This is a genomic window from Vibrio xiamenensis (assembly GCF_900100015.1).
GTDB classification, from domain to species: Bacteria; Pseudomonadota; Gammaproteobacteria; order Enterobacterales; family Vibrionaceae; genus Vibrio; species Vibrio xiamenensis.
Window position 1 is genome coordinate 149936 of the sequence record NZ_FNDD01000004.1, and the last position, 13698, is coordinate 163633.

Annotated in this window: 12 protein-coding genes, 1 other RNA gene and 1 pseudogene; 5 read left to right on the top strand and 9 right to left on the bottom strand. The window is 43.6% G+C overall.

What is annotated here, in order from left to right; genetic code table 11:
• Positions 1-30: 30 nt before the first annotated feature.
• A complete protein-coding gene (locus BLS03_RS05140) occupies positions 31-2172 on the bottom strand; it encodes a peptidase (protein WP_245696591.1) in 2142 nt (713 codons plus the stop codon).
• Between the two features lie 17 nt (positions 2173-2189).
• The gene (locus BLS03_RS05145) at positions 2190-2837 is read right to left on the bottom strand and encodes a DUF1449 domain-containing protein (protein ID WP_093270355.1); all 648 of its coding nucleotides are present in this window, start codon (positions 2835-2837) and stop codon (positions 2190-2192) included.
• A 798-nt stretch (positions 2838-3635) separates the two neighbouring features.
• On the opposite strand from BLS03_RS05145, the gene BLS03_RS05150 reads away from it, so the two are divergent.
• A complete protein-coding gene (locus BLS03_RS05150) occupies positions 3636-5483 on the top strand; it encodes a M3 family metallopeptidase (RefSeq protein ID WP_093270358.1) in 1848 nt (615 codons plus the stop codon).
• Between the two features lie 139 nt (positions 5484-5622).
• Here the strand turns inward: BLS03_RS05150 and BLS03_RS25620 are convergent.
• Positions 5623-5958, bottom strand: a pseudogene (locus BLS03_RS25620) (ABC transporter ATP-binding protein); the annotation flags it as partial.
• On the opposite strand from BLS03_RS25620, the gene BLS03_RS05160 reads away from it, so the two are divergent.
• The 3 genes from BLS03_RS05160 to fepB all read left to right on the top strand — a co-directional run bounded on the left by BLS03_RS05160 (position 5893) and on the right by fepB (position 7681).
• Complete coding sequence (locus tag BLS03_RS05160) at positions 5893-6246, top strand: TonB-dependent receptor domain-containing protein (RefSeq protein ID WP_245696593.1); 354 nt, start codon at positions 5893-5895, stop codon at positions 6244-6246. The pseudogene BLS03_RS25620 and the gene BLS03_RS05160 sit on opposite strands and share 66 nt — an antisense overlap.
• Positions 6247-6321: 75 nt before the next feature.
• Positions 6322-6561 (top strand): TonB-dependent receptor, encoded by a 240-nt coding sequence (locus tag BLS03_RS05165; RefSeq protein WP_176765522.1) that lies wholly within the window; start codon positions 6322-6324, stop codon positions 6559-6561.
• Positions 6562-6658: 97 nt separating this feature from the next.
• On the top strand, positions 6659-7681 hold the full coding sequence (gene fepB, locus BLS03_RS05170) for a Fe2+-enterobactin ABC transporter substrate-binding protein (protein ID WP_093270367.1): 1023 nt from the start codon (positions 6659-6661) through the stop codon (positions 7679-7681).
• 208 nt (positions 7682-7889) lie between these two features.
• Here fepB and BLS03_RS05175 read toward each other — a convergent pair whose 3' ends face one another.
• The 5 genes from BLS03_RS05175 to BLS03_RS05195 all read right to left on the bottom strand — a co-directional run bounded on the left by BLS03_RS05175 (position 7890) and on the right by BLS03_RS05195 (position 12074).
• On the bottom strand, positions 7890-8489 hold the full coding sequence (locus BLS03_RS05175) for an FMN-binding negative transcriptional regulator (protein ID WP_093270370.1): 600 nt from the start codon (positions 8487-8489) through the stop codon (positions 7890-7892).
• Positions 8490-8920: 431 nt separating this feature from the next.
• Complete coding sequence (locus BLS03_RS05180) at positions 8921-9358, bottom strand: DMT family transporter (protein WP_093270373.1); 438 nt, start codon at positions 9356-9358, stop codon at positions 8921-8923.
• Positions 9355-10254 carry an alpha/beta fold hydrolase gene (locus BLS03_RS05185; protein WP_176765523.1) on the bottom strand — a complete coding sequence of 300 codons (900 nt, stop codon included), beginning with the start codon at positions 10252-10254 and terminating at the stop codon, positions 9355-9357. The genes BLS03_RS05180 and BLS03_RS05185 overlap by 4 nt, the downstream gene beginning before the upstream one ends.
• Positions 10255-10368: 114 nt before the next feature.
• The gene (locus tag BLS03_RS05190) at positions 10369-10962 is read right to left on the bottom strand and encodes a TetR/AcrR family transcriptional regulator (RefSeq protein WP_093270380.1); all 594 of its coding nucleotides are present in this window, start codon (positions 10960-10962) and stop codon (positions 10369-10371) included.
• 221 nt (positions 10963-11183) lie between these two features.
• Positions 11184-12074 carry a LysR family transcriptional regulator gene (locus BLS03_RS05195; RefSeq protein ID WP_093270382.1) on the bottom strand — a complete coding sequence of 297 codons (891 nt, stop codon included), beginning with the start codon at positions 12072-12074 and terminating at the stop codon, positions 11184-11186.
• A gap of 123 nt (positions 12075-12197) precedes the next feature.
• Between BLS03_RS05195 and BLS03_RS05200 the strand changes: the two genes are divergently transcribed.
• The gene (locus BLS03_RS05200) at positions 12198-13091 is read left to right on the top strand and encodes an SDR family oxidoreductase (protein ID WP_093270385.1); all 894 of its coding nucleotides are present in this window, start codon (positions 12198-12200) and stop codon (positions 13089-13091) included.
• Between the two features lie 419 nt (positions 13092-13510).
• Here BLS03_RS05200 and ffs read toward each other — a convergent pair.
• Positions 13511-13607, bottom strand: an RNA gene (ffs, locus tag BLS03_RS05205) — signal recognition particle sRNA small type.
• Between the last annotated feature and the right edge of the window lie 91 nt (positions 13608-13698).

Consider the following 13698-nt stretch of genomic DNA (forward strand, 5'->3'; position numbering starts at 1 on the left):
TAAAGAAGCGGGAAGTGAATTAAAGAAAAGTTAGGCTGGGTTATCGTTTTGAGACGTGCCGAAGGTCGACTGCAGCTTTTTCAACACTTCGGTGGCACCACCGTGAGAGTTCAATAGGCTCGCCAGTGCAAGCTGGCTTAAATCGCTACTTTTTAACTCAGTACCTTCTAAAACATCTTTAATGTCTTGCGGTAAACTGCGGCTGCCTTCCATGTACTCAGCAACCAACGGTTTCAGTACTTGGGATTCCGTAAACTTGGTGTCCATGGTCGCCGCTTCCATAATGGTACGACGTAGCTGTTCCATGCCTTCACCACCAAACAACTTAATGTCTGCATGACCAAGAGCCTGCGCCAGCGCTTTAGCATTTTCACTAACGACCGATTTCTGCGCATCAATACGCGCCATTTCCAGCTCTTTCTGTTGCTGTAACTGCATGACCCACTTATCGTGTTCACGAGTTTGCTCATCGTATTTCTGGGCCGCTTCAAAACGAGCACTTTGCGCTTCGGCTTCCGCCAAACCTTTAGCGCGCATCGCTTCTGCTTCCGCTTCACCAGCGGTTTGCAAGTTATGCGCTTGAGCTTCACCTGTTTCGCGAATCGCTTGAGCTCGCTCTCGTTCAATCTCAACTTCAGCCAGACCAGTCGCACTGATGAATTCTTTCTCAGCATGCGCCATACGTTCCTTCGCAGCCGCCTCGCGCTCTTTGGTGACGTAGTCAGCCTGAGCACGTTTCTCTGCAGCAATTTGATCCGCTTCAGCACGCTTCGAAATAACCACTTGCTCGGCTTCGGCTTCGCGCGTTTTAACCGCAAGATCGTTCTCAGCCGCGCGGGTTTTCACTTTCAATTGCGCTTCGTTCTCAATCAATAGTCGCTCTGCTTGTTCACGTGCGGCATCTTTCTCAGCACGTGCAGCCACAAGCAACTCAAGCTGTTTCGCTTCCGCTTGAGCTTCTGCTTCAACCATCTTCACGCGTTTTTCGCGATTCACGCGCTCATTGACACGGAGGTTTTCTGTCTCTTCTTCTTCTTTGGCTATCTTGCGCTCGATTTCAACGCGCTGAGAACGCATTTCAGCCACCGATTTAAGCGCCTCTTCCACCGTCGTTTCCTTCTGCATCTCTTTTTCAGCAACTTCTGATGCAGTGCGAACTTTTTCGGTTTCCACTGAACGGGTTAACTCTTCTTGCTGAATCGCAACTTGACGCTGATTGGCAATTCGCGTCATCTCAACTTCCATTTCTACTGTTTCGCGCTTTTTCGAAATCTCTTCCTGTGTTTCCAGTTCCGCCACTTGAGTCAAACGCGTGTATTCTTCACGTTTTTCGGCAGCTAAAGCTTCTTCCTGAGCTTTAATGATTTCGATTTCACGTTTGGTGCGTGCGATACTTTCCTGCTCTTGCTTATCTAATTGCAGGCGATTGGCTTCCGCTTCAACATTCTTCTTCTTGATGGTGGTTTTCTCATCTTGGCGAATCGCGTTGGTTTCGGTATTTTTTTGCGCTGTGATCGCCGAAATTTTGCGAATCCCTTCAACATCCAAAATGTTATTTGGGTTATGGGCATCTAATGTGGTTTGGTCGATTTTATCGATCACAACGTCATAGATTTTGAAACCGTCCATTTCACTGCCAATCACTTGAACCACCGCATCACGAAACGCGCGGCGATTGGTCAGCAGTTCTTCAAACTCAAACTGTTTAACCGCAGTTTTTAACGCCTCAGAAAATTTTGGCTGGAAGTGCTCTTTTAAACGGTCGATATTTGATGCTTCGCGAGCCGTGAACAGTTTCGCTACCCGAACAATATCTTCCTCTTCATGATTAACACCAATGTAGAAATCAACTTTCAAGTCAGCGCGAATATTGTCTCGGCAATGCAGACCTTCATATTCTTCGCCGTCTTTATCTTTTTTACCGCTGCGCACCACAGAGATTTTCTTGCGCGTAATGTCCATGTATTCGTGGCGATTGATCACAGGCCAAACAAACGTACCAGTGAGCGAGGCCCTTGTGCGTTCCAAGCCGTTAACAATAAGCGCTTCACCTTCACCGCGAATCTTTTTATATCGGGATGTAAAGAAGATTAAAATCAGTAGGAATGCCACGACTCCTGCCAATATAAAGATCATACTTGGTGTCAGTACGATGTCTGGTGCGAATACCATTTAATTTCCTCAAATAATTAGTTACTTAAGGCCACGACATAACTGTTCGAGGCATTATCTTTGGCAACGATAATTACTTCGTCACCATATTGTGCGGACAAGTTGGATTCCATTTTGGCATCGATTAAAAACTCATTGCCATCATGTAGAATTACAACCTCTCCATAGTCATTGGTAATTTTACTGCTATGAACCCGTCCTTTTAAGCCGATAAAATCAACCTCTGCAAAGCGCCGATTGCTAAATAGAGGTGTGATTGGCTTTAATACCCAAGCAGCGATAATAAGAGCGAGATAAGCAATAATTGGAATGGAGATAACATCACAAACAATTCCAAAATCAACGAAGATGGAAAGTGATACATGTTCAAACAGTAAAGCCTCAACATCTTGCATAAATTGCTGGAAATAAAACGACAAGACGGTCGCAGCGAAGAAACTAACAAACAAAGCAATGGTGAGAGGTACTTTGGATAAAACTGGAGGTAATAAAACACCTTGACCTGGAATGTTGTCTAAATCAAAAAGATCTATGTCTGCGGTTAGTGTTTCTACCACGTTAAAGAGTAAATCTATCAACATGATAAGGAAAAAAAGACCAAGCGGAATCGCAAAAATATTGGTTGGAAACACCAATAATTGACTAACAAACTCGTGAAGTTCCATGCAGCCCAACTGAATATAGTTAACGTTTTATAAGCTCATATTTCTTTATTTTTATGAGTCACTTTAATAGAGATATGTTCCGGTTAGACTAACCGATTTATTAGATTAATAGATCATCTAAACAACGCGCAGTAATAGTTTCGTATTTTGGGTGCAAGTTATCATTTCTACATCAATAACAATGCGCCAAGACGTTAAGCCATTCAATTTACTCGTTGTTGGATCGAAATTACATCAAAGAAAGTATAATTGACAATGATTTTTTAATCATCCTATCTGTCACTGTTAAAAATGGCTGCGACTATGTATATAACATCATGCAATACACAATATTAAACCGTCAAAATAACCAGAAAAATGTAAATTCAGAAATAATAAATTTAATTTACCCAGACATAATAACTAAGATGGTAGTTATTTTAAATATACGTAAATATTTTCATTTAACTCAATGTCACTTATCTTGGAGATTCTCGACATTTCAGTGTTACTGCGAGATAGAGAGACTTCTTTTCAGATTACTTTCTATTCAAAATCAGGTGAGACGTATACAAAGCGATTGATAAATAAGCATAAAGTCAATAAGAATAGAGCATAACTGAGTGTGTTGGTCGTGGTGTATTTTCAGCAGTTGCTGAGCGACCAACAAAAAAGTTGCCACCATAACTACCTCGTCGTAGTTACGTCTCGGCTAATACCGAGACTGACCAAACAAACTTCACTTAATCCCTTGATAAGATTGGTGTAGTGTATAGGGATAGATTTGTTATCACACCATACAATGATAAGCAGGCACCTATGACTCCGACCCAAACGCTCAACACATTAAACCAGACCTACCTTGCGATTCACCGCAAAAAGGAAGACTTGTTCTGGTCAACCTATATGGGGACCAGCGATGCCCACAATCAATCTGCACAAGCGCAAACCGAGTGGACCCACTTTTTAAGTGATCCGCAAAAAATTGCCGACATAAAACAGACAATTGCTGAGGCAGAAAAGCTGGCAGATCCGCAACAACGTCAATCGACGCTGATTGGATTGCACGGCTGGCTGGCGACATTTCAAGCGCACGCTATCGAAACACCAGAGGGCAATAAACTCAAACAGCAACTTATTGAGTTTGAAGCCGAACTGTTTGAGAAGAAGCAGCAACATGTGATGACCTACCAAGATGAACACGGCAATCAGGTTGAAGGCTCGCTACCCGTGCTCAGTTCGGTTATCCGCACCAATGATAACCCGTCGGTACGTCAGTCTGCGCATCAGGCGTTAATGGATCTTGAGCAGTGGTTATTGCATAACGGATTTCTGGAACTGGTGAAACTGAGAAATCAGTTCGCCCGAGCTATGGGGTTTGATTCTTTCTTTGATTATTCGGTGGTGAAAACCGAACAGATGACGTCTGAGCAGCTATTTACTATTTTGGATGATTTTGAACAGCGCACTCGACAAAGCCACCAAAACAGTCTGAATAATTTGGCGAAAGAGAAAGGTGAGCAGGCGTTGCAAGCCCATAATTTCCCGTTCTCTTTTGCTGGCGATGTGATGCGCCAATTAGACCCCTATGTGCCATTTTCTCAGTCATTGCGCCGCTGGGTGGAATCATTTGGTCGTCTGAACATTGACTATTCCGGCGCCGAATTAACCCTAGATTTACTCGATCGCAAAGGTAAATACCAAAATGGTTTCTGTCACGGCCCGATTCCCTCTTTTGTCGATCAAGGCAATTGGATTGCGGCGAAAGTAAACTTTACCAGTAATGCCAAACCGGATCAGGTCGGTAGCGGTTACGATGGCATCAATACTCTATTCCATGAAGGTGGTCACGCCGCCCATTTTGCGAACGTCAAAATGAATGCGCCGTGTTTTTCTCAGGAATTTGCTCCAACGTCCATGGCCTACGCCGAAACTCAGTCGATGTTTTGTGATAGTTTGCTGACCGATGGCGACTGGTTAAAACAGTACGCCAAAAACGCCGCCGGTGAAGCCGTGCCAGATGCCGTCATAAAAACCATGATAGACAGTCGTCAGCCATTTAAAGCTTATGCAGAGCGCAGCATTCTGGTAGTGCCATATTTTGAACGGGCACTGTATCAATTGAGGGATGACGAACTTACCCCTGAAGCCGTAACACAATTGGCGCGAGAGACCGAACAGCGCATCTTAGGGCTGGCATGTAGCCCACGTCCATTAATGGCGATCCCGCATCTTCTTTCTGATGAGTCAGCTTGTTCATATCAGGGGTATTTGCTGGCGCATATGGCGGTGTATCAGACCCGGGCGTATTTCACCCGCACACTCGGCTATCTGACTGATAACCCGGAAATTGGGCCGTTACTGGCGAAACACTACTGGAATCAAGGCAATCATCTTTCACATAACCAGACGATAGAAAGCCTGACTGGCGAAGGCTTTAATGCCAAATATCTCGCCGACGTGTGTAACCTGTCAGCTGAGGATGCATGGAATATTGAGCAACAGAAAATTGCCGCGTTATCTTCCCGTCAGCGAGCGGAGGTGGCTCCCCTCAATGCGACCATTAAAGTGGTCGATGGTGAGCGCCTGCTAAGTGACAATTCGCTCTCAGACCAAGACTTATTTAGCCAATTTGAAACGTATATTACGAAGCAATACGGCTGTTAAAACGCGCACACCCGGCTCAATTATCGATAAAAAATAGCTAAATCGGCCAGTAGAGATAGATGATAAAAATATGTCCTCTTCTCTCTGGCTGATTTTGGCTACGAGTATGAATGTTGTGACTCAGAAAAGTGCCGCAGGGTTAGACTTTATCCTTGTTCCACAACGGCAATACCATCGGTGTGTGAGATAGCGGGTCATCAATAATCAAGCTTTTCATATCATACACTGTCTCAACCAAGGCTTCGGTAATGATCGCCTTCGGTGCCCCTTCGGCAATCACTTTACCTTGCTTCATGACAATCAAATGATCCGCATAACGACAAGCTTGGTGCAAGTCATGAAGCACGCAGATCACGGTACGCCCAGCACGACGATTGAGCTTACGAAAGAGTTCCAACATTTCAATCTGATGAGCGATATCCAAATACGTGGTGGGCTCATCAAGCAAAAGATAAGGCGTTTGTTGGGCCAAACTTGGGATGGAAACCGCGATATCTATACCTATGGCAGTGAGCAGGTAACCACCTACGAACTCGGCAGTAAAAGTGAGTTTGCCAACCGCGCGACACTCTATACCAGCGTATTTTATAACGACTATACCGACTACCAAGCGTTTATTGATGCCACCTATATTGACAACATAGATTCGGCACATACTTATGGCCTTGAAGCCGAAGCAACAGGATGGCTAGGAGATCAAACCGAGATTCGTGGTTCTGCCGGTTTACTGCGCAGTAAGATTGATGACTACCAAAGTTATTAAGGTAATCAACTGCCAAGCGCGCCGAAAGTCAACTTATCGACTGGGTTAACACAGTATATCGGTAACAACTGGTCAATGGGTGTCGATGTGACTTATGTGGGCTCTGCCTACTCTGATCTCGATAACAGCGCCGATCTTAAAGTGGATGACTACATTAAGACCGATGCTCGAGTTCAGTATCTGTATGCTGACTTCACGGTCGATTTCTACATCAACAACCTGACCAATGAAGACATTGTGTACTTCAAGAGTAGCGATAGCGCCTACGTCGGTCAGACTCGCACTATCGGCCTGAACGTGACTTATAGCCTGTAAATCACCCGCAGAGCTAAGCCATAAGAACGGCAGGAAATCAGTTTAATACACTGAATTTCCTGCCTTTTACATTTTATCTCTGCGGCCAAGGAGCCCTATGATTTTGTCAATTTCAAAATACCACCCCTACCCACGTTTATTATTACTCGCCCTGATGCTGACCCTGCTGGGCGGATGTGGGCCGAAAGAGCAAGCGCCGACAGCGCCCTCTTCTAAGTTCACCATCAGCGATGGCTGGCCGAAAACCATCACCATTCCCGGCTACCCTGTGGTGACGTTAGAAAAACCACCAACCCGAATTGTCTCTACCAGCGTCACTCTGACCGGGACCTTACTGACCATTAATGCGCCGCTGGTCGCCTCTGCGGGTACTCAAGCCAACACCAGAGTTGCTGACCACTCAGGTTTCTTTAAGCAATGGAGCCAGATTGCCCTGCAGCGTAATGTGCAGCCCCTCTATCAAGGCATACCAAATGCTGAAGCGGTAGCAAAACAAAAACCTGATCTGATTGTTGTTTCCGCCACCGGAGGTGACTCAGCACTCAAACTTTATCGCCAGTTTTCCTCGATCGCCCCCACGATTGTCATCAACTATGATGACAAAAGCTGGCAGCAACTCGCCCGTCAGTTAGCCGCGATTACTGATCGTCAACCCCTGGCTGAACAAGCGATCGAGCAGTATCAGCAACGCCTCAACTCAGTGCGTCAGCAACTTGCCCTACCGCCCCAACCGATCACCGCCATGACCTATTATGAAGACGGTCGTGGGGCCAATTTCTGGACTCAGGCATCAGCACAAGGTCAAGTACTTACCGCGCTTGGTTTTAGCCTCAGTCCATTGCCGACATCGATTAAGAATAATCATCAGATGGGTCAACGCAGCGATATTGTTCCCGTCAACGGAGAGAAGTTTGCTGATGCAATCACCGGCCAATCAATCTTGTTATTCGCAGCCGACACACCACAGGTTAGCGCAGTTGAAAACAACCCGTTTATCGCCCACTTACCGGCAATTACAGCAAAACAAGTTTATGCATTGGGAGAAGACTCATTCCGACTCGATTTTTACAGCGCCATGCATTTGCTCGATCGACTGGAAACCTTGTTTTCAACCCGTTAAACCAATAAGGCCGCTAACACTAGCGGCCTTATTACTGCTACGTCAAAAACCAATCCACTCTAAGTCGCTTGATAATTAAGATACGACAGATTCGCTGCTCACTAAATGAGGTCTTAGTAAAACGTTTCTGGATAGAAACGCGTTAGAACTATTGCCCTAAATCGTTTCTGTCAGATTAGGAAAAGTATGTTGACACCTTGATCGTTTGTTACTTGCCGATACCAACGCCCCTGTTAAGCATGTACTGATAAAGTAATTGGCTTTGAAGGCTTTCTGTTTTTGATAAAGCCGATGCAACCCCAAGCTGATCTTCTGTTGAGCGATGTTGCCCTAGTTTTTCTTTACCTTGAAGCGATTCTATGTTGATTTTAAAACCAACAATACCTTTACTAAGTTTTGATTTAAAGCCCTCTGGAATAGTTAAATTAGGATCATATTTTTTCACGGTTTCATCAAGTGTTGTCAGAGTTGTTTCCTGATCCGTTAGCTGAATTATTCCTGTGGCATGGACTGTACTGTAGTTCCAAGTTGGTACTGCTGGAGAAGTCTCATACCAAGTTGGTGAAATGTATGAGTGTGGACCAGAAAAAATCACTAAAACCTTGGCTCCGTTAGCAGCTTTCCAGTGGTGATTTGTTCTGGCAAAGTGACCATAAAGTGTGCCATTTTCCCCCTCATTTTCCTTAAGCAATAAAGGGAGATGCGATGCTTCTAAATCATTAGATATGACAGCAGCAAAGCTATACTCTTTAATAAAGTTGTGCATTTCTGTGTTGGAATATATTTTCCATTTTTCGGGAATGTGCATTCTAGTCCTTTGGCAGCTAACGCTTGTTATACGGTTTTTAGCCGACTTTTCATACTCTTATCATGCAGCATCTTCAATAAAAGTTCAATTTATAATCAATAGGTTAATGAGCGGTATTGGCATTAGATTACAAAATGACGCATAGCTTTTAAAAAGCTTACAACGACACTCCCTCTTGTAACTACAGGTAAGGCAAACGTACAACAGCAGATTTTGAGTGCACTTTCACGCTGAGAAGGAAAGGTGCATAACTGTGCCAGCCCAGATAAAGCTGGACAGTTTCGTTTTAGCGATTTTTCTAAATTAGATAAAGGCGGATAACTTCATCTATCGCAATATTTAGGTAGCCGCATCATATCTATCGCTCCTAAACCGTTAAATTAGTCAACGGCTCAGGAGGAGTGAAGAAATATACACGAAGAATATTTTTCTCACGCCAATAGACTTGCGCCAATCATAAGGAAAAAGAGTGCGGCTACTCGTGTAGGCTCAATTTCAACAACATTGGCACCAAACATACCAAATCGATCAATAAGCAAGGAACTGAAAATTTGCCCTACCATTATAAAGGCGACCATTTTCGCCGCACCAAGTTGTGGAACAACGATCGCGGATACTGATAAAACAACACATCCACAAATACCACCTAGCCACACCCACCAAGGCTGCGCTATTGTTCCTTTAATCATCGGTAAGCCCCCCGCTGTCATGAATGCGATCAACGAGAGAATGATAGTTAATATTCCACCAGAAAACGCGGTTGCCCATAAACTAGAGTGCAAGCCTTTCGCTAACTGAGCATTCATCAACGACTGCACTGGTAGCATCAGTCCTGCGAAAAGCGCAAGTACAACACTGATTACATTCATGACAGGAACTCTTTTAACACAGCCTCAAGTTGCTCGGGGCTTTCCTCTGGCAAATAGTGACCAGCACCTTCGATTACTTCTCCCCGAATATCAGCACACATTGGAGATAATGTATTATAAAGCAAATCAGCGACACCATATCGTGCACCAATTGCGAATACAGGCATTAACAATTGCTTCTCTGAGCGTAATTTATTTATCGCCATATCCTGCTTGGAGAACGCATTTTTATAGTAACTTAGCGCACTGCGTAGCGCTCCAGGAAGACAATTAACACGAACATATTCCGCAAGCGCCTTTTCATCTATCATCCAACCGAATTCAGCTTTGGTTGAAAACAACCATCTTAGAAAGGGTTCTTCACGATCTTTAAGCAAAATTTCAGGAAGATCACTCAACCGGTTAAAAGCAAAATGCCAAGTACGCATGACTTGTTCATCTGTCAGTTCACCACTGGGTAGAGTGCTAAGCCCCGGTATTGCAGCATCCATTAATACCAGTTTTTTAACGCAATCAGGGTGGTCTGAAGCAAGTGCATAGCCCATCCACGCACCGACATCATGAGCGATGATTTCGATACCATCTTTTTCTTCTGAAGCGAGACTCTGAATCACTGAGTGTAATATTAGGGCAATAGTCGTTGAATCATATCCTTCGGTTGGATGATCAGAGTCACCCATTCCTGGAAGATCAAGGGCGACTACTCGTTTACCTGAGTTAGCCAGTGCTGGCATCAGATAACGCCACGCATACCAACTTTGCGGCCATCCAGGTAACAATAATACCGTGGGGCCTTGTCCTCCAGAGACATAGTGCAGCCGTCCCATTTGTGTTCTTACGACCCCATGAGAAAATTGTTGCCAAAACAGTTGCTCGTCAAATTTAATATTTTGCATATTACACCCCATTATGGAAACGTTCGTTTCCTAATTACGTAAAAATTATGGCTACACAATAAATTGGATAGCCAATTGAAAAATTGAAAGTTATTTAGGTGAACGCACTACTTATTAATCAAGTAGGCTCATTGATGTGGAAACAATGTTTTCCAAATGACTTTTGTCTACATTCACTTTTCCAATCACCCGCATTCCTTGAGTAATACTGTGGATTGTTTGAGCCATTTTATCTGGATCAATAGCCATCGAAATCGACCCATCTTGTTGACCAAGGATGATAAGTTCACGAATCGTTTTTATCCCCGAGTCAAACAGTCTATTGATTTTCTGCTTTATTTCACTGTCTTCGCTAGATAATTCAACCGCTGTAGCAACCACCATACAGCCGATTTGACCCGATTCACCCAAGCTGTCTTGCGCATAGCCGTTCAATAAATTACGAATTTTTTCCCTACCAGAGTCTGCTTGAGCAATTCGAACCTGACTTAACGTATACCTTTGATCTTTATAGTAATCTAACGCTTTCATAAACAGCGTTCGTTTATCTTTAAACGCTTTATAAATGCTCCCAGCAGTCAAATTGAGTGACTCGCTCAAGTCTTTGATAGATGTCCCGTTGTAACCTTTAGTGCTGAATACGTTAATTGCATTCGCTAACGCAACGTCAGTATCAAACGTTCTTGGTCTTCCTGGTAATGCTGTCATCAATGGCACCCTGAACTCGAATTTAACTCATAATAGGAAATGATCGTTTCCTATTCAAGAGAATTTGAAAAATTATCTTCAATAAAAACTTTATCGGGAATAATCAGTATTATTATTTTTATCAGTGAATCACCACGAGGAAACCTCCAATTCAGTCTGTAAATTGAAGTTTAAATTTGTCTAAATTCGACTTGGGGAGCATCCCCCCTCCCTTGGACATCCTAATCAAGGTAGGCGACGAGTTCTTCTGGCTGCCCCAATGGAAATGCCGCTTGCAAATGCTCTAAAAATACCTTGACTCTGGCATTAAGTAATCGACGTGATGGATACAGTACCCACAAGGAAATATCGGCTGTTTGAGCCTCTCCCCATCGAATCAATTTACCTGACTTTAGTTCTCTATCTATTAGTGAGAGAGGAAGCATTCCAACTCCAGCTCCAGCACATATGGCATCACGGATCATAATCATGGAGGAAAGCCGTAATACTGGAATAACTCGTAGATTTATTTTCTCGCCGTTTGAAATGAAATTCCACATATCTGGTTGTTTACCGGAGCCATGTATTACGACCGGAACAGCTTGATTATTGGATGGTCGTTTTACCTCAGTACTTGCCACCACTACGAGTTTATCCTGCAAAAACTTGCGGCCATATAAGTTTTCATCTATCGCAGGGTTAACTCTAATTACCAGATCATACCCCTCCTCGACCATATCGGAGATATGATCGTCTGAGGTCACCTCTAATTGTACATCCGGATATTTTAATGAGAACTCAGCGGCCAGCTTCCCCATTACAAGTTGACTAAATAGTAATGGAGCACTAACTCTCAAACGTCCACGAGGTTGACTCGATCTGGACGAAATGGCCAAAACAGTTTCATCTAATTCTGTTAGCAAAACACCTGTTCGTTCATAGAGGACCATTCCTTCTTCGGTCAATTTGAGTCGGTGAGAGCCACGTTCAAATAACCTGAGTTGAAGACTATGTTCAAGTTCAGCAACACGTCTTGATAAAGTTGCTTTTGGGCGTCCTGTAGCACGTGCAGCACTGCTAAAGCCACCGTATCTAGCGACTAAATTGAAATCTGAAAGCGCAAGTAAGTCCATAATTTCGTTCCATCCATGAGACATATTGTCCAATTTTACTATCTATATAATTAAAAAAGAAACGCCTAATATTTCAATTGTCAGCAGACAATACTGTCTAATTAATAATTCGGAGAACACATTATGACCATTCTCGTAACCGGGGCGACTGGCCGCGTGGGCCAACAAATCGTTGAACAATTACTACAACGTAACATGGACGTTCGAGTTTTAACCCGATCCCCTTCAAAAGTGTCATTTTCTAAAATGGTAGAGGTGGTTAAAGGTGATCTACTTAATATTGATTCACTTAGAGAAGCAATGACTGGCATTCGAACTCTGTTCCTACTTAACGCTGTAACTGGTGACGAATTTACCCAAGCGCTTATCACTTTAAACATAGCCAAAGAAGTTGGTGTAGATCGAGTCGTATATCTCTCCGTATTTGATGCCGAAAAAGCCGTTAACGTACCTCATTTTACGGTGAAATATGGAGCAGAAAGAATGCTGAAAGAACAAGGATTTAGTGCAACTATCTTGCGCCCAGCTTATTTTATCGATAATGATGTTAGGGTAAAGGAAGTCATTTTTAACAATGAGGTTTATCCAATACCTATTGGCGGCAAAGGAATTGCAATGATTGATGTTACCGATATTGCTGAGATAGCTGCACTCGAATTAATCCGTCGAGACCAAGCCGAAACGACACTTCCAGTTGAAACCTTAAATCTTGTTGGCCCAGATACACTAAGCGGCACTGACATCGCGGCTATTTGGTCTGAAGAATTGGGTAAAACCATCAAATATGGTGGTGATGACCCGAGTGGATTTGAATCATACATGGAGACAATCATGCCCAAGTGGAGTGCTTATGAAATGCGCTTGATGGCAGAGCGTTATGTAGGTTATGGCATGGTCCCTCAAGCAGGCGATACGGAGCATTTAACCAAACTCTTAGGTCGCCCATTAAAAAGTTATCGCGATTTTGTAAAAAACTTAATAAATAATGAGCGAGTGATATTCGAGGATAGGCTTTAATGTGATAGACGCACCTGCTTACTAGTGTGTTGTGGCTTTGGTTCTTAAATTGATTTAGCTAAACGATGAAGGAAGACTAGCTTAAGTTTTTGCAACTTGACGTAACTCATTTCTAGGGAATTATTTATCTATCTACCCTAGGATACATATACCTAAAAAATCAGCCTGTTAGTGGATTTTGAATCGAAAAGCGTGAACGCCTCAAACCCCAACAGTAATAAATAAATGGCTTTAAAGGGGAAGTTAGAAGGCTCATTGAACAAAGTACTATTGACTGAGCCCACTTCAAGGCAGAAATAACGTATAGGTCGTGTGGGTGGGCTGTCTCAAAACTTGGAGCAGTCCCGGCATAGCAGCAGACCGTCTTAACCACAAATAGCAAAAAGGCCGCTAAAATTAGCGGCCTTTTTAATGGGTGGAAGCCCCAGCCACATCCCGGCACACAAGTCACACGCTGCGGCTGCTTCCTTCCGGACCTGACCGAGTTCACATGCTATTGTTGCGGGAGGACCAGAGCCTCCATAGATTCTGTTTCAAAAGCGCATAACGCTTAAGAGTGGGAGGATTATTCATTATCCCACTTAGCATTGCAAGGGCTGTGAGCAAG